Annotated in this window: 18 protein-coding genes, 2 riboswitches and 1 other annotated feature; of the genes, 16 read left to right on the top strand and 2 right to left on the bottom strand. The window is 37.0% G+C overall.

All coding sequences use genetic code 11. From position 1 onward, the window contains the following. The 11 genes from PLX19_RS15670 to PLX19_RS15620 all read left to right on the top strand — a co-directional run. On the top strand, window positions 1–784 hold a 784-nt coding region (locus tag PLX19_RS15670; protein WP_442869056.1), incomplete at its 5' end, for a diaminopimelate decarboxylase family protein. Window positions 785–1078: 294 nt separating this feature from the next. Continuing rightward, window positions 1079–1187, top strand: a riboswitch (SAM riboswitch). Between the two features lie 69 nt (window positions 1188–1256). Further along, window positions 1257–1400 (top strand): YezD family protein, encoded by a 144-nt coding sequence (locus tag PLX19_RS15665; protein WP_272189629.1) that lies wholly within the window; start codon window positions 1257–1259, stop codon window positions 1398–1400. Window positions 1401–1492: 92 nt separating this feature from the next. Further along, a complete protein-coding gene (locus PLX19_RS15660) occupies window positions 1493–2197 on the top strand; it encodes a phosphoadenylyl-sulfate reductase (RefSeq protein WP_272189627.1) in 705 nt (234 codons plus the stop codon). A 27-nt stretch (window positions 2198–2224) separates the two neighbouring features. Next, entirely contained in the window at window positions 2225–3361 is a 1137-nt protein-coding gene (gene sat / locus PLX19_RS15655; RefSeq protein ID WP_272189626.1) for a sulfate adenylyltransferase, read from the top strand. Window positions 3362–3374: 13 nt separating this feature from the next. Further along, on the top strand, window positions 3375–4007 hold the full coding sequence (gene cysC, locus PLX19_RS15650; protein ID WP_272189625.1) for an adenylyl-sulfate kinase: 633 nt from the start codon (window positions 3375–3377) through the stop codon (window positions 4005–4007). Window positions 4008–4133: 126 nt separating this feature from the next. Beyond that, window positions 4134–5756, top strand: coding sequence for a nitrite/sulfite reductase (locus PLX19_RS15645; protein ID WP_272189624.1), 1623 nt, complete (start codon window positions 4134–4136; stop codon window positions 5754–5756). A gap of 13 nt (window positions 5757–5769) precedes the next feature. After that, complete coding sequence (locus PLX19_RS15640) at window positions 5770–5982, top strand: DUF3906 family protein (protein WP_272189623.1); 213 nt, start codon at window positions 5770–5772, stop codon at window positions 5980–5982. An 81-nt stretch (window positions 5983–6063) separates the two neighbouring features. Next, window positions 6064–6840: a uroporphyrinogen-III C-methyltransferase gene (gene cobA, locus PLX19_RS15635; RefSeq protein WP_272189622.1), complete on the top strand. Its 777-nt coding sequence runs from the start codon at window positions 6064–6066 to the stop codon at window positions 6838–6840. 1 nt (window position 6841) lies between these two features. Then, the gene (locus tag PLX19_RS15630; protein WP_272189621.1) at window positions 6842–7600 is read left to right on the top strand and encodes a sirohydrochlorin chelatase; all 759 of its coding nucleotides are present in this window, start codon (window positions 6842–6844) and stop codon (window positions 7598–7600) included. Continuing rightward, entirely contained in the window at window positions 7569–8210 is a 642-nt protein-coding gene (locus PLX19_RS15625) for an NAD(P)-binding protein (RefSeq protein WP_272189619.1), read from the top strand. Before PLX19_RS15630 ends, PLX19_RS15625 begins: the two co-directional genes overlap by 32 nt. A 324-nt stretch (window positions 8211–8534) precedes the next feature. Further along, window positions 8535–8774 (top strand) — a binding site (T-box leader). Between the two features lie 110 nt (window positions 8775–8884). Beyond that, window positions 8885–10228, top strand: coding sequence for a sodium-dependent transporter (locus PLX19_RS15620; protein WP_272189618.1), 1344 nt, complete (start codon window positions 8885–8887; stop codon window positions 10226–10228). 146 nt (window positions 10229–10374) lie between these two features. Here PLX19_RS15620 and PLX19_RS15615 read toward each other — a convergent pair whose 3' ends face one another. Then, window positions 10375–10545 carry a hypothetical protein gene (locus PLX19_RS15615; protein ID WP_272189617.1) on the bottom strand — a complete coding sequence of 57 codons (171 nt, stop codon included), beginning with the start codon at window positions 10543–10545 and terminating at the stop codon, window positions 10375–10377. Window positions 10546–10693: 148 nt separating this feature from the next. Then, entirely contained in the window at window positions 10694–11956 is a 1263-nt protein-coding gene (locus PLX19_RS15610) for a murein hydrolase activator EnvC family protein (RefSeq protein WP_272189615.1), read from the bottom strand. 431 nt (window positions 11957–12387) lie between these two features. Between PLX19_RS15610 and gltP the strand changes: the two genes are divergently transcribed. From gltP to PLX19_RS15585, 5 genes are all read left to right on the top strand, one after another. After that, entirely contained in the window at window positions 12388–13659 is a 1272-nt protein-coding gene (gene gltP, locus PLX19_RS15605; RefSeq protein ID WP_272189612.1) for a glutamate/aspartate:proton symporter GltP, read from the top strand. 203 nt (window positions 13660–13862) lie between these two features. Continuing rightward, window positions 13863–14390 carry a DUF402 domain-containing protein gene (locus PLX19_RS15600; RefSeq protein ID WP_272189611.1) on the top strand — a complete coding sequence of 176 codons (528 nt, stop codon included), beginning with the start codon at window positions 13863–13865 and terminating at the stop codon, window positions 14388–14390. Between the two features lie 136 nt (window positions 14391–14526). Beyond that, window positions 14527–14632: riboswitch (SAM riboswitch) on the top strand. Window positions 14633–14729: 97 nt separating this feature from the next. Further along, window positions 14730–16040: a Na+/H+ antiporter NhaC family protein gene (locus tag PLX19_RS15595; RefSeq protein WP_272189610.1), complete on the top strand. Its 1311-nt coding sequence runs from the start codon at window positions 14730–14732 to the stop codon at window positions 16038–16040. A 195-nt stretch (window positions 16041–16235) separates the two neighbouring features. Continuing rightward, window positions 16236–16592 (top strand): lmo0954 family membrane protein, encoded by a 357-nt coding sequence (locus PLX19_RS15590; protein WP_272189608.1) that lies wholly within the window; start codon window positions 16236–16238, stop codon window positions 16590–16592. Between the two features lie 43 nt (window positions 16593–16635). After that, window positions 16636–17286, top strand: coding sequence for a PspA/IM30 family protein (locus PLX19_RS15585; protein WP_272189606.1), 651 nt, complete (start codon window positions 16636–16638; stop codon window positions 17284–17286). The last annotated feature ends 100 nt before the right edge of the window (window positions 17287–17386 follow it).

The following is a 17386-nucleotide window of genomic DNA, read 5'->3' as shown; positions in this document are numbered from 1 at the left end:
CTTTGGTATTTCAACAGGGCATGCATTACAAGCAATGAAAAATGCATTAGAAAAATCGAATTATCATGTGTTAGGAATTCACTCTCATATTGGATCGCAAATTTTTGAAACGGCAGGATTTGTTCGTGCAATTGAAGTGCTTCACAAATTCTTAGAATTAGTGAGAAAAGAAATGGATTACGTAGCTCCTGTATTAAATGTAGGCGGTGGGTTTGGAATTCGTTATACGGAAGGAGATACACCGCTTGCTCTTGGTGAATATGTGCAAGCAGTAACAGATGCGGTACGCGAGCAGTTTACAGCGTGTGGATATCCACTTCCAGAAATTTGGGTAGAGCCAGGTCGTAGTATTGTTGGGGATGCAGGAACAACTTTGTACACAGTGGGTGCGATTAAAGATATTCCAGGCATTCGCAAGTATGTATCGGTTGATGGTGGCATGACAGATAACCTTCGACCAGCACTTTACGGAGCTCGTTATGAAGCATTGCTAGCAAATCGAGCGAATGAATCTGCTGAAGAGGTTGTTTCCATTGCAGGTAAGTGTTGTGAAAGCGGGGATATGCTCATTTGGGATGTAGCGCTCCCGAAAGTTGTTTCTTGTGATCTTTTGGCTATCTCTTGTACAGGAGCATATGGTTATTCGATGGCAAATAATTACAATCGCATTCGTCGACCGGCAGTTGTGTTTGTGGAAAACGGAAAATCTCATGTTGTTGTTGAGAGGGAATCGTATGATAATATTATCGGAAATGATCGCATACGTGTAAAGGAATTTGTATAAAGTGAAACTTCCATCGGTGGAGGCTTTTTCATCCCCCACCGATGGTTAGTTGAACCAATCGGGCTTTTACGGGCAGTTATCTCCCGCCTATCTTCTTTGTTTTTCTTTCAATCTTGAGGTGGGAGTCTTACTGCCCGTTAATGCGGGATAAAGTGAAACTTCCGTCAGCGTGGGGGGCTTCATCCCCCACTGATGGTTAGGTGAACAATGCCTTCTTTTTAAAAAAAATAAAATTTATCGGAAAACTAGGATTGAAAAAAATCAGAATTGTGTTAAAATGCAAATATAATTAAATTCTTATCAAGAGCGGCGGAGGGAACTGGCCCAAAGAAGCCCGGCAACCTACTTTATAAAAGTAAGGTGCTACTTCCAGCAAAATGGAATCCATTTTGGAAGATAAGGTAGATACGTTACCGGAACAGTCTTTTCGAAATGGGAAAGATTTTTTTTATGAAAAAAGGAGGGGCTGTTCATGGGGGAGCGCGGACAATTTGAGGAAGTAGCAAGTAAGATTCAAGCGATGCTTGCTGATATGAAATATGGCTCAATTACAATTGTTGTGCAAGATGGTAAAGTGATTCAACTTGAAAAAAGTGAAAAAGTACGTTTGAAATAAGCATGCTGACTAGAAAAACTAGAGGCGGCTTTAATCTATTTTTATTAGATTAAAGCCGTCTTTTTGTATGAATTTTATGAAGGAGGAGAACGATGTTAACGTATGAAACTTGGAAAAATCATTTTGTTTCATTTCCGGAGGATGATGAAACGAAAGGTGCTTTAGCAGCGGTGCGCTGGGCCTATGAACATTATAGGAAGGATATTGTGTATGCATGCAGCTTTGGGATAGAAGGAATGGTTTTATTGCATGTTATTAACCAAGTAAATCCATCTGCAAATGTTGTATTTTTAGATACAAATATTCATTTTCAAGAAACGTACGACTTAATCAAAAAAGTACGAGAACGATATCCTAAGTTGAATATTATTGAAAAACAACCGGAACTTACGCTTGGAGAACAAGCAAAAGAGCATGGTAATAAATTATGGGAAAATAATCCAAACCTTTGTTGTCAATTAAGAAAGATTAAGCCGTTAGAAGAAGTACTTACAGGTAGGAAAGCATGGATATCAGGTTTGAGAAGAGAACAGTCTGAAACGAGAAAAAATACGCAGTTCGTTAATCAAGATCATCGATTTCAATCTGTTAAAATTTGTCCGCTTATTCATTGGACTTGGAAGGAAGTTTGGCGTTACGTATACAAGTATAATTTGCCATACAATCCACTTCATGATATTGGGTATCCGAGCATCGGATGTGAAACGTGCACTGTGCAGGTGCAAGAAGGCAGCGATTTAAGAGATGGACGGTGGGCCGGAAAGACAAAAACGGAATGTGGTCTGCATTATCAATAAAGGCTGATAAAAAAGGAGAAGAAAAGAATGAGTGATAGAAAAGCATTAGTGAATCGAATTGATACAACATATGAAACCGCACATATTGTAAAGGAAATTGAATTAGATGGAGTAGCGTTAAGTGATTTAGAGCTTATTGCTATCGGTGGATATAGCCCGCTTACTGGCTTTTTAGGGGAAAGTGATTATACATCCGTAGTCGAGGAAATGAGATTAACAAATGGAGAGGTATGGAGCGTTCCAATTACATTACCTATAACAGAAGAAAAAGCGAAAGAATTACAAGAAGGGGAAGAGGTTAGGCTTGTAAAAGATAGTGTGACTTATGGTGTGATTCAAGTTGAAGAGATGTACACGTCTAACAAAGAAAAAGAGGCATTTCTTGTCTATAAAACGGTAGAAGACGAACATCCGGGTGTTAAGAAATTATATGATCGTCCTAATGTGTATGTAGGAGGACCAATTACGCTTGTGAAACGAATTGAAAAAGAAAAATTTGCTGCTTATTATTTAGATCCAAGTGAAACACGAGCGGAGTTTCAGCGGCGTGGCTGGAAAACAATCGTCGGTTTTCAAACGAGAAATCCAGTTCATCGGGCACATGAATACATTCAAAAAGCGGCTCTTGAAATTGTTGACGGTTTGTTTTTAAATCCGCTCGTTGGTGAAACAAAGTCAGATGATATTCCAGCTGATGTTCGAATGGAAAGTTACGAAGTTCTTCTTGAAAACTACTATCCAAAAAATCGTGTCTTCTTAGCGGTATTTCCAGCGGCGATGCGATATGCGGGGCCTCGTGAAGCGATTTTTCATGCACTTGTCAGGAAAAACTTTGGATGTACACATTTTATTGTTGGCCGTGACCACGCGGGTGTTGGAAATTATTACGGTACGTATGAAGCACAGGAGATTTTTAACAATTTTACAGTAGAAGAGTTAGGGATTACGCCCCTCTTTTTTGAACATAGTTTTTATTGTGCAAAATGTGAGGGAATGGCATCAACAAAAACATGTCCGCATGGAAAAGAAGCACATGTCATTTTATCAGGCACAAAGGTAAGAGAGCTTTTACGAAATGGAGAATTACCACCAAGTACGTTTAGTCGTAAAGAAGTAGTAGAAGTCTTAATACGTGGGTTGCAAAAAGAAGTTGTGACAAAGTAAGGGGAGAAAATAGATGGGAACAAATATTACTTGGCATGCAGCATCTGTTTCAAAAGAAGAACGCCGAAAACAAAATAAGAATCATAGTTTTGTTCTATGGTTTACAGGTTTATCAGCTTCTGGGAAGTCCACAGTAGCCAATGCGGTAGCTCGCAAATTATTTGAGAAGAATACCGGTAATTATGTATTAGACGGAGATAATATTCGTCACGGTTTAAATAAGGATTTAGGGTTTTCTGAGCAGGAGCGTAGAGAAAATATTCGGCGTATCGGTGAAGTGGCGAAACTATTTGTTGATAATGGAAGCATTGTACTTACAGCATTTATTTCACCATTTCGAGAAGATCGCAGGCAAGTGCGTGACATATTAGAACAGGATGAGTTTGTTGAAGTATTTGTAAAGTGTCCGATTGCAGAGTGTGAAAAGCGTGATCCAAAAGGGTTGTATAAAAAGGCAAGAAGCGGAGAGATTAAGCAGTTTACGGGAATTGACTCTCCATATGAAGAGCCAATTCAAGCTGAGGTTATTGTGGAAACACATCGTTATTCGATTGAAGAGTGCGCACAGCAAATTATTGCTTATTTGCAAAAACGAAGCTTTATCCCGCCATTCGTGGGCGGTAAGACCCCACCTCAAGATCAATAGAAGATCGTTTTCCAGCTCCAGTGTCCTGCGATTCTGAACGAGCGCTTCCGCTTTTCTAAAGAAAATAGGTGGGGGATGAAGCACCACCACTGAGTAAAGTTTCACTTTATCTAGGGAGGGAACAAGATGAGTTATGAAAAAGTGTGGGCAAACAATAAAAAATTAAATATAACAGAGAAAAAGAAATTAGAAAAAGACGGTTTAGAAATTTTTAAAGATATTCCATATTATGCTGAACGTGGATTTGCGTCTATTCCGAAAGAGGAGTGGGATTCTTTTAAGTGGGCAGGACTATATTTGCAGCGCCCAAAAGAGGCGGGATATTTTATGATGCGTGTGAATATTCCATCTGGAATTATAACAAATGAACAAGTGGAGGCTCTTGCTTCTATTGCAGAAGATTACGGACGTGATGTACTTGATATCACAACGCGTCAAGCGATTCAGTTTCATTGGCTACAAATTGAGAAAATTCCAGACATTTTCGAGCGATTAGAAAAAGTAGGTTTATCGACAGCTGGTGCATGCGGTGATATTACACGTAATATTACAGGGAATCCACTCGCTGGAATTGACGAAAATGAATTGTTTGATACACAAGAAATTGTGCGAGAGGTATATGAATATTTTCAACACAATGAAGAATTTTCAAATCTGCCTCGTAAATTTAAAATGTCCATTAGTTCAAATGTGTACAATTCAGCAAATGCTGAGATCAACTGCATAGCATTTACACCTGCAACGAAAGAAGTTAACGGAGAGACAATCATTGGTTTTCATGTAAAAGTAGGAGGCGGTTTATCAGCGCGGCCATATTTGGCGGAAGAATTAGATATATTTGTTTTACCGGAGCAAGTGAAAGAGGTAGCAATTGCGATTGCAACGATATTCCGTGATTTTGGTTATCGTGAAAAGCGCCACTTTGCCCGCTTAAAATTTCTTGTTGCAGATTGGGGAGCAGAAAAATTTAAAGAGCAGCTATTACAATATACTGGACCTTTATATGAGAGAGGAGAAAGCGCCTTAAAAGGTTGGAATGCTGGTTACTTTTACGGTGTTCATAAGCAAAAACAAGATAATCGATACTATATTGGTTTTAATGTGCCAGTTGGTCGTCTGCATGCAGAAGAAATGTATGAGATTGCTAGAATTGCAAAGCAGTATGGGAATGGTGAAATTCGTACGTGTAATTCACAAAACTTTATTATTCCGAATGTGCTGCAAGAAAATATTGATGAACTATTGCAAGAACCATTATTTGAAGCAATTTCTGCAGTGCCAAAGTCATTTATCGGTTATGCAGTTTCTTGTACAGGGATTGAGTATTGCAATTTAGCGTTAGTGGAGACGAAAGAAAGATTACGTAATATTGCAGATTATTTAGACGCACAGCTTGTATTAGATGTACCTGTTCGCATTCATATGGTCGGCTGTCCAAACTCTTGCGGCCAAAGACAAATTGCTGATATCGGCTTGCAAGGTGTCAAAATGAAAACGAAAGAAAAGGGGATAGTTGAAGCGTTTGAAATTTATGTAGGTGGAACCCTGCTCCACGGCGGTGCTTACAATGAAAAGCTAAAGGGAAAAATAGATGGTGAAGACTTGCCCGATGTTCTTACTGCATTTTTAACATATTTTAAGGAAAATAAGTTCCCTAGTGAAACGTTTTATGAATTTGTTAGTCGTGTTGGAGTAACGAATCTACAAGTAGTATTAGATACGATTTTAGAAGAAGTGATTGCATCGTAGGAGGGGGAACAATATGGATTTATATCATTTTGAAGCGGTTTTAGCAAATGGTGTTGTCCCTGTAGTCGTTGTTGCGCAAAGTGAAGAGCAAGCATTCCGTCTCGTTGAAGTGGAACTTGAAAAATATTTTTTACCTTTGCCGGAAGTGAAAGAAATTTCTTTATACGAGAAAAAGAAGATTCGAAGAGGTGCAGCTTTTGTTTTATCCCGCATTAACGAGCAGTAAGAAGAAAAATTGTCAACTTCCATTAATAGAAAAGGTTCTGCTGATGGAAGTTTTACATTATAGAAGAAATGAGGGGGAAGTATGGGGAAAGTGTACATTGTTGGTGCAGGACCTGGTGATCCAGAGTTAATTTCTGTGAAAGGCGTAAAATGTATTCGACAAGCAGATGTCATTTTATATGATCGCCTTGTGAATAAAGAATTGCTTTCTTATGCAAAGCCAGAAGCGGATTTAATTTACTGCGGGAAACTTCCGAACTACCATACGATGAAGCAAGAAACGATTCATGCTTTTTTAGTGAAGTATGCAAAGAAAGGAAAGATTGTGACGCGTTTAAAAGGCGGGGATCCATTTGTATTTGGAAGAGGCGGCGAAGAAGCAGAGGAATTGGTGAAACATGGTGTTCCGTTTGAGATTATTCCAGGGATTACAGCAGGGATTGCAGCAGCTGCTTATGCAGGAATTCCTGTCACACACCGCGAATCTAGCGCAAGTTTTGCAGTTGTAACCGGACACCGTAAAGAAGGTGCAAAAGAGGAAGTGAAATGGGAAAACTTAGCGAAGGGCGTCGATACACTTGCTGTTTATATGGGGGTAAGTAATCTTCCGTATATATGTGAACAGCTTTTGAAATATGGAAAAAATAAAGACACACCAGTAGCGATGATTGAGTGGGGAACAACATTATCTCAGCGTACAATTACAGGCACATTAGGAAGTATCGTATCTATAGCGGAAGAGGAGCGAATTCAAAATCCGAGTATGATTGTAGTTGGTGAAGTTGTACGCTTTCGCGAGAAAATTCATTGGTTTGAACAAACGCTTGAATATTCGTATCCACTTAGTGGAGTGCTTTAACATGAAAGCAGTACTTTATATTTGTCATGGCAGTCGTTTACAGGAAGCGTGTGAAGAAGCGACTGCTTTTGTTACATCGTGTATGGAGTGTATACCAGTTCCTATTCAGGAATTATGCTTTTTAGAATTAGCATCTCCTTCTATTGCAGAGGGAGTTACAGCTTGTGTACAACAAGGGGCAACACAAATTGTGATTGTTCCTGTCTTTTTATTAGCGGCAGTTCATGTGAAAAAAGATGTTCCTGAGGTGTTAGGACAGTTACAAAAACAATTTCCTTATGTGTCTATTTCATATGGAAATCCATTTGGAGTTTCTCGTGAACTTGTTACTGCAGTTTTAGATGGAAGCGGAATTAAGGGAATTGGAAAACGAGTTACTCTTTTACTTGTAGCAAGAGGGAGTAGTGATGAGGAAACGTTAAGAGATGTTAGGGACATTGTGCTATTGTTGGAAGAGGCAGGTGAAGTAGCAACGGTCGAAGTATGTTATTTAGCGGCAGCTCAGCCACAATTTGAAGAGAAGCTGCGTGAACTTGTTCAAATAACAAATGCTCCGATTGTTATTTTTCCGTATCTTTTATTCACAGGATTGTTAATGAAGAGAATTGAAAAAACGGTTCGGAAATACAACCATTCTCATATTGTGCTATGTCCTTATTTAAGTAAAAATCTGGTGTTTCAAAATATGCTCATTAAACGTACAAAAGAAATGATAAGGGAGAGTGTATATGTATCCATTAACGGTGCGAATAAAGAATAAACGTGTTGTTTTCATTGGTGGTGGACGAGTCGCATCATTTAAGATCGCTCCTTTATTACAAGAAGAAGCTGATATTATTGTCATTAGTAGAAAATTGGATATAAGTTTAATTCAATTAGTAGAAGAACAAAAAATTCGGTGGTTTCAAAAAGAATATGAAACAAGCGATCTTATCGGGGCTTTTTTAGTTGTTGCGGCAACGGACGATCCATTATTAAATGAGAGAGTTGCAGATGATGCAGCGCAAAATCAATTAGTAAATGTAATTACAAATCCGGAAAGTGGTAATGTGCATTTTCCAGCAGCTATTCATCGAGGGAAATTGAACATTGCTGTATCTACTGGAGGGGCAAGCCCAAAACTTGCGAAAAAAATTCGTGATAAAATTGCCGGGAAATATGATGATAGCTATAAGGAATACCTAGATTTTTTATATGAAGTACGTATGAAAGTGAAGCAGCTACAACTAGATAAGAAGAAACAAAATGTTGTATTACAGGAAGTGCTTAAGTCTACTTATGTATACAATATAGAGGAGAGAGAAGCACTTTTATATTCTTTGGGTAAATACAAATTAAAAGATCGACATAAAAACCCTCTTTCTTTTTAGGGGGACGAGAGCATCTGGCCATGCATAGAAACGGTCAGGGCTTTTTTTTGGCCACATGCAAGGTTTAAAACAAAAAGAGAAAGCAAGTAGGGGGGCATGTTGTATTCTGCGCAGCGGCAATTAATCCCGCATTAACGGGCAGTAATACTCCCACCTCAAAATTCGGCGAAAGCAAACAAGTTAGGTGAGAGATAAACTGCCCGTAAAAGCCCGATTGGTTCAACTAATAATCAGTGGGGATGAAGAAAACCCCACTGATTAAAGCTTCACTTTATTCTTTACAAATGAAATAATCTCCTCTATAATCACAATTAACTTCAATACATGAAATCGATGAGCAAGAAAAGTACGTATATTTGAGACGTTCAGAGAGCTGGGAAAAGGTGTGAGCCCGGTACGATAAAATATACAGAATGGGCTTGCGAGAGGTATGTTGAACGAATAGTAGGCAACCCGGGTTCCACCGTTAAAAGGATAAGGTATCGGAAGTATTCCTGTACCTGAAAAGTGGGATAACTTATCCAATTGAGGTGGTACCACGGTATTAAATATATCGTCCTCTACATGCATAATAGCGTGTAGAGGACTTTTTTATTTTCTAAAGGAGGTGGCGAGTATGAACTGAAAGTGTATGGTTAGCAAAAGTAAGAAAAAGCAGATAAGGAGAAGTGAACATGAAAGAAACACAGCAATGGACGTCGAAAATTGGTTTTGTACTCGCCGCCGCCGGAGCAGCGGTAGGACTTGGGGCGATTTGGAAATTCCCGTATGTTGCCGGAAATAGTGGAGGAGGAGCCTTTTTTATTGTCTTTTTATTCATGACAATATTTATTGGTATGCCACTTTTAGTGGCGGAATTTGTGATCGGTCGCAGTACGCAAAAAGAAGCGGTAACAGCTTATAAAGTATTAGTGCCAAATAGTAAACTATATCCATGGATTGGTCGTATGGGAGTAGTGACATGTTTTAGCGTTTTATCATTTTATAGCGTTGTGGGAGGATGGATTTTACTTTATTTATTTTATAGTGTAACAGGTGGATTATGGGGAAATGGTGCTGATTACGCAAAATTGTTTGGAGAAACAATTTCCAATCCAATCAGTGCCATTGGAGCACAATTTATTTTTATGCTTTGTACCATTTTTATCGTAAGTAAAGGTGTAGAAAAAGGAATTGAAAAAGCTAGTAAATATATGATGCCGCTATTATTTGTTCTGTTCCTTGCCATTATTGTTCGTTCTCTTACGTTGGACGGGGCGTGGAAAGGTGTCGAATTTTTCTTAAAACCTGATTTTTCAAAGCTAACAGCGAAAACAATTTTATATGCGATGGGGCAATCGTTCTTTTCACTTACGGTTGGAGCTTCGGTTATGGTCACATATAGCTCTTATTTAAAAAAAGAAGAACATTTAGCAAAATCAGCAACGTCAATTACAAGTTTAACAGTGTTTGTTACTGTACTTGCAGGACTAGCAATTTTCCCGGCGATTTTTGCGTTAGGCGTTAGTCCCACTGAAGGACCTGGATTATTATTTATCGTTCTTCCCGCTGTATTTGGAGAAATTCCTTTCGGGCATTTTTTCTTTACTTTATTCTTAATTCTGTTTTTCTTTGCAACAATCACCTCGGCAATTTCTATGCTAGAAATTGTTGTTGCTTCTGTAACGAAAGAGGATGAAAAGAGGCGTCCATCTGCATCGCTCTTAATTGGATTATTCATTTTCATAGTTGGAATTCCAGCAGCATTATCATTTGGAAGTATGAGTGATGTGAAGATATTCGGAAAGACATTTTTTGATTTCGTGGACTTTATGGTGAGCAACATACTACTTCCACTTGGTGTGTTAGCAATTTCGCTTTTTGTACCAAATAAAATGAAGAAAGAGTTGTTAATGCAAGAATTAGAAGTTACAGAAACAAGAGGGAGAATGTTATTTAATGTATGGTTTTTCTTGCTTCGTTACGTTATTCCGATTACGGTTCTTCTTGTCTTTTTAAACGTTCTTGGTGTACTTTAGTTAATAAAAAACGGAGAATATTCTCCGTTTTTTATCCCGCATTAACGGGCAGTAAAGGGTGTGGAAGCACGGGAAAGAAAACTGCAAAAGCCCGATTGGGCAGGCTTTCCATCAGTGAGAAAAGCGTCACTGATGGAAGTTTCACTTTATAATGATGTAGAAGTTTGTAATAGACGAGTATAGGTTTTAAAAGCTACAGTGGCTGCGATGAAGGAACCGATAAAAAAGATACCAGATCCAACTAATGAAAATATTCGGCCTATAAATGTCTCTTTGGCTTCTTGTAATACTGCAACTGCCTGTGATTCTTGAACCATGTGTGGACCTCCTCAAAAAAGCTTTTATGTTATTGTATGTGTAATGCCTAGAAGGTGTTCAATATCGAAAAATAATAAGAAGTATATATAGAATGGTCTGCTTATTTTACATAAATAAAAAAACTTGGCAATTGCCAAGTTTTTTTCATTACAGCCCAATATAAGGTGATGGGTCAACAGCATTTGATTTTGCTTGATTCCATTCACCGATATGAAGTTCGAAATGTAAATGCTGTCCATAAGACTGCCCAGTATTACCCATAAATCCAAGTTGTTGTCCTTGTTTCACTGTTTGTCCAACAGAAACAGAACGGCTACTCATATGAGCGTAAACAGTTGTATAAGTTTTTCCGTTCATACGATGTGATAAATACACAACATTTCCATAACTAGAAGATAAATCAGAACGAATTACGACACCGTCAGCAGCAGCTATAATTGGTACTGTTCCTGATGCGGCAATATCAATTCCTTTATGATTGTCAATGTCGCGTACACCAAATCCTGAAGTTTTCGAACCTGCTGCTGGTTTAATGAAACCGCCAGTACTTTCTCCTTGAGACGCAGGGGCAGTTTGAGATGAAGGAGCAGTTTGTTGCTGTTGTCCTTCATCCTTTTTCGCTTCAGTTGCTTTTTTAGCGTCTTCAGCTCGCTTTTCTTCTTCAATTGCATTTTGGACAGCTTTCCGCTGATTTTCTAAAATACCTTTTGATTCTTCTAAGCTTTCCATCTCAGAATCTATTTTTGAAACTTTTGCATGTAAGTCAGCAATTAGTGTTTGTTGCTGTTGTTGATTTGCTTGAAGCTCTTGCTGTTGCTTCTGTAACGTTTGTTCTGCTTCTTTTAGTTGTTGTTCTTTTTTCTCAACCGCTTCTTTTTCTTTTTTAACGGTATCCTGGTCATGTGTTTGTTGTTTTACGATCTCTGTATCACTATTTAAAATTAAACTAACAGAATACACATTTTCTAAAAGTTCTGCGATATTATTCGTATTAATTAATACCTCAGTAATTAAATTTGTACGGGGTTTTTCTTGCATAGATTGTAATCTTTGTTTAATTAATTCTTGGCGCGAATTGATTTGCTTTTGTAATTCTTCAATATGCTTTTTTTTCTCTGTGATACTTGCTTGTGTTTTTTCAATTTCCGTTTTTGTTGCTTTTAAATCTGCCTCATTTTTATTAATAGAAGCAGTTAATTCATCGATTTTTTTCTGTAAATCTTGAATCTCTTTTTCTATTTTTTGTTTTTCTTCTACTTTCATATGTAATTCTTGTTGCTTACCGTCTAGTTGTGATTGAATATTAGATAATTTATCTTGACTCGTCTCCGCATACACTGGTGAAAGCACGGGAGAAACGAGAATAGTACCGGCTGTCAATAAACTAAACGCTGTTATTTTTTTGTTCATCTGCCTATCTCCTTTCCCTATGTTCTATATAATCATACAAAATAGAAAAATGTCTATTGTTGTAATGATAATGTAAAAAAACATTTAAGGAATTGTTATTAAATGGCGAAAATTAGAAGAATTTTATCTCTTAATTGTTCGCTTCTATGACATGAATTATTTTATCATGGTAAACGGATGCACTGCAAGAAATAATCAATAAGGAATCGTTCTCATGTGAGGTTTCCTAACATTATTTTATTCTTGTCAACAAAAATATTTGCATACTGGTAAACTTATTTAGTTGTCAGATTTCTATTTTTGTCTTATCATTTTAGGAGGGGAAGAAAGTATTGAATAGTCGAACAATATTTAATACTTCTATTTTCATATTTTATAGAAAAATAGAAGTATGAAAATGAAAAACATCTAAGAAGGGGGTTGCAGCAAGTATGAAAAGAATTGGACTTGCATGGCAAATTTTAATAGGTCTTGCTCTCGGTATTTTGGTAGGAGCAATCTTTTATGGGAATCCAGAGGTTGCAAAGTTTCTACAACCGATTGGTGATATTTTTATTCGTTTAATTAAAATGATTGTTGTACCAATTGTAGTAGCAAGTATTGTTGTTGGTGTTGCCGGCGTTGGAGATGTGAAAAAGCTTGGACGTTTAGGTGGAAAAACAATTATTTATTTTGAGATTATTACAACGATTGCGATTGTTGTTGGTTTATTAGTAGCAAACATATTCCAGCCAGGAAAAGGCGTGGATATGTCAAACTTACAGAAATCAGATATTTCTAAGTATACAGCTACAACAGAGCAAGTACAGAGTCATTCATTTGCAGATACGTTCGTAAATATCGTTCCAACGAATATTATGGACTCGTTAGCAAAAGGTGATATGCTTGCAATTATTTTCTTCTCTGTATTATTTGGTTTAGGGGTAGCGGCAATTGGAGAAAGAGGAAGACCAGTTCTGAATTTCTTCCAAGGTGTGGCCGATGCAATGTTTTATGTAACAAACCAAGTAATGAAGTTTGCGCCGTTTGGTGTGTTTGCGTTAATTGGCGTAACGGTTTCTAAGTTTGGTGTAGCGTCATTAGTTCCATTAGGTAAATTAGTTATTGTAGTTTATGGATCAATGATTTTCTTTGTTGTTGTTGTATTAGGTCTTACGGCAAAGTTATTTGGAATTAATATTTTCCAATTCTTTAAGATTTTAAAAGACGAGCTTATTTTAGCATATTCTACAGCAAGCTCAGAGACGGTTCTACCAAAGATTATGGAAAAGATGGAGCGTTTCGGATGCCCGAAAGCAATCACATCTTTCGTTATTCCAACTGGTTATTCATTTAACTTAGATGGTTCAACGTTATATCAAGCAATTGCAGCGATTTTCTTAGCGCAAATGTATGGTATTGATTTATCGATTACACAACAGGTTACATTACTTCTTGTCTTAATGGTTACTTCAAAAGGGATTGCTGGTGTACCGGGCGTATCATTCGTTGTATTATTAGCAACGCTTCATACAGTAGGTATTCCATCTGAAGGTTTAGCGTTTATCGCTGGTATTGACCGTATTTTAGATATGGCACGTACTGCAGTAAACGTAGTAGGTAACTCATTAGCTGCAGTTGTTATGTCTAAATGGGAAGGACAGTATGACGCAGAAAAAGGACAAGCTTATTTGAAAGAGATTTCAGAGAAGCAAGTAGCTTAAATGATAGAAGGGCCTTCACGGTGCACGTGAAGGTCTTTTTTCTATATACATACGAATTAAGGAGCGTTCAAGTCCGTTTCTGCCACGTGTAATAATTAAAGTAAAGAGAGAATGCAAGTGCAGATCATGTTTTGTTTTACGTAGCAGCGACTTATATGAAAAAAATTTAAATGAATTTCTATATGGAATAAGGAGTAATGAGGATGAAACGTAAATATGGAGATGGCTCATCATGGAAACGGCTAATTGATAAAACGTATGCGGTAAAAGATGTACAGAACGGTATGTTAGGTATATTACTTATAAAGCAAGTGAGAGAGCCTAGTTATAAACAGTATAATAATCGGAAGATTTGTATTGCGCAAAATGGTTATACTTGGATCCAATATTTCATAAATGGAAAAAATTTTGCTATTACAGCGATGCTGAATGAGAAAAAAGAGCTTGTTCAATATTATATTGATGTTGCAAAAGAGTATAAAATGGATGAAAGAGGACTGCCTTATTTCGATGATTTATATTTAGATGTTGTCATGTTACCAAATGAGAAAATGTATTTATTAGATGAAGATGAGTTAGAAAAAGCATATACGGACGGAGACATTTCAAAAGAGGAGTATAATTTAGCTTGGAATACAGCAAAGTGGATTATGAAAAAAATTGAAGAAAAAGAATTTTTATGGTTTTCGATTTTAGAAACAGAAATTCAAAAAATAAAAGATTGTTGCTGATATTTGTTACTTTATTTTCTGTTTCTATAATATCAAAAAAATACCAACTATTTTGATAGAAATAATATTTGACATTTTCTCCTGCAACGATTAAAGTAGAAAAAGATTGATTTACACAAAAATATAATATGAAACCTTCTTATCAAGAGAGGCGGAGGGACTGGCCCTAAGATGCCTCGGCAGCGGACTCATAATAGAGTGCTGTGCCAAATCCAGCAAGCGGTATGCTTGATAGATGAGAAGAGTGTTTCTTATATGATATATAAGACCTCTTCTCTTCAGAAGAGGTCTTTTTCGCTCTTGTGAAGGATAGGTTTAGAAATAGGAGAGGGTATAACTTTGGAACAAACAAAAGGAAATGCATTGGCATTATTACCACTTGGCATATTTTTAGCATTATTTATTGGTTCTGGTGTAATTACAGGGGATTTTTATAAATTACCAATTTTGGTTGCTATTTTAATTGCAGTTGCGGCTGCATTAGTAATGAACAGGAAAGAAAACTTTACTACAAAGGTTGAACGCTTTGCTAAAGGGGCTGGAAATCCAGATATCATGATTATGGTATTGATCTTTGTGTTAGCAGGTGCATTTTCTGAAACTGCAAAAGGTATGGGCGCTGTTGAAGCAACGGTAAACTTAGCTCTTTCTATTTTGCCACCAGGTTTCTTAATTGCTGGACTGTTTATTATTGGTGCATTTATTTCATTAGCAATGGGAACATCAATGGGCACGATTGCAGCATTAGGGCCAATTGCAGTAGGGATTAGTGGACACACGGATATTTCTATGGCGCTTGCTATGGCAACAGTTGTTGGTGGTGCAATGTTTGGCGACAATTTATCTTTTATTTCAGATACGACAATTGCAGCTGTACGTACACAAGGAACGGAAATGAAAGATAAATTTAAAACAAATTTCTTAATTGTATTACCAGCTGCTATTGTTACGAGTGTACTGTTAGTCGTTCTTACGTTAGGCACTCATACAAATATGACAGCACATGCGTTTAATTGGGTGAAAATTTTACCGTATGCAGGGGTGTTAATTACAGCGCTGCTTGGATGTAACGTACTAGTTGTATTATCAGGAGGAACAGTGTTAGCTGGTATTATTGGCATGGTAGATGGAAGCTACACATTAGCAAGTTTCTTTAAAAGTGTCACAGTAGGAATTAATGGTATGATGGAAATGGTATTATTAGCGATTTTAATCGGTGGAATGGTTGGAATTATTCAATATAACGGCGGCATTCATTATTTAATGAATGTGCTAACACGTAATATTCGTTCAAAAAAAGGTGCAGAATTCGGAATTGCTGGTCTTGTAAGTATGACAAATATGTGCACAGCAAATAATACAATTTCTATTATTTTTACAGGTCCACTAGCAAAGAATGTTGCAGATCAATATAATATTGATCCGAAAAAATCGGCGAGCTTGTTAGATTTATTCTCTTGTAGTGTGCAAGGATTAATCCCATACGGTGCACAAATGTTAACGGCGGCAGGATTTGCTTCACTTTCACCAATTGAATTATTACCATACTCATTTTATCCAATGTTAGTTGCTGTCTGCGGTATTATCTCAATTGTCATTAATTTTCCGCGTCTTTCGCCTGAGAAAAAGGAATATCAAAAAATAGCATAATAATCAGAAGAGGATGTCTTATAGTAGGCATCCTCTTTTGGTTTAGATATAACGACTGATTTCATCTTACTTTAAAAATAGGTCTGATAATAAATAGGACTTAAGTCTGAGAGAAAAACGGTTCTTAAGCTCGTTATAGAAAAATGAAAAGATAGGTAAGATAAGAGTATCAAAACGAAGGGAGGCAAGCACAAGATGAAACAATTTTTAGCGTTTATGGCAGCCGGTATTTTGGCTTTAATTGCTCTTGGAAGTCTTGCTGGTATTGTAGGATTAGCGATTGGAGCAGGGATTGTGTATTGGAGCTATAAATCATTTGTGCGAGCACAATCATTTTTTGGAAAACTAGCTTGGGGTATTGTCGGTTTAATCGGCTTGTCAATTGCCCTGTCCCATTCCCCAGCATTAATCGGTATTGTGGCATTAGTCGTTCTATATTATGGATACCGTGAATGGAAAAAAGAGAAACATGTAGTAGATGCTGCTTCAGATAGCTCGGAGCCGTATAACAATTTTGAAGATGAGTGGAACAAATTAATGAAAAATAACTAATATGAAATAAAAAATAATAGAGTAGAAGAGAGGAAGATTAAAAATGAAACAATCATTATTCGGACGTGTACGAGATGCAGTACTTGCAGATTTTCATAATGTATTAGACGAGAAAGAAAGAAAAAATCCAATTGCGATGTTAAATCAATATTTACGTAATAGTGAGCGCGAGGTAACAAAAATTGAAAAATTAATTGAGCGTCACAAAACATTAAAATCTAATTTTGCTCATGAGCTTGAAGGGGCGCGTTATTTCGTAAACAAGAGATCCAAACAAGCTGTAATTGCAAGGGAAGCAGGAGAAATGCAACTACATGAACGTGCATTAGAAGAAGTAGCATACTACGAAGGGCAAGTTGCTCGCTTAGAAAAAATGTATGAAGGGGTTGTAGAACAAATAGATGAGCTAGAACGTCGTCTATCTGAAATGAAAAATAAATTAAAAGAAATGAATGCAAAACGTATGGAATTAATGGCACGTGAAAATATGGCACATGCAAACCGCCGTATGAATACGACTCTTCATAAAATGGATGAAACTAACCCGTTTTTACGATTTGAAGAAATTGAAAATCACATTCGTGATTTAGAGCTTCGTATCAACGAAGATCATGAACGTGACACATTTGATATGAAGATTGCAAAGCTTGAACGCGAAATGAAAGAGAAAAAAGAAGTATCTTTAGACAAATAGGTAATAAAATAATTGTAGTATATTATAAAATGAGCTTATGATATAGTGATAGAAGAAAAGGTGTTGGAATACAATGCCTTTTTCTTCTATGTATATATAA

The organism is Bacillus sp. BP-3 (assembly GCF_028401955.1).
Taxonomy (GTDB): domain Bacteria; phylum Bacillota; class Bacilli; order Bacillales; family Bacillaceae_G; genus Bacillus_A.
The sequence above is the reverse complement of the archived record's forward strand: the minus strand, read 5'-3'. Positions and strand labels throughout refer to the sequence as shown.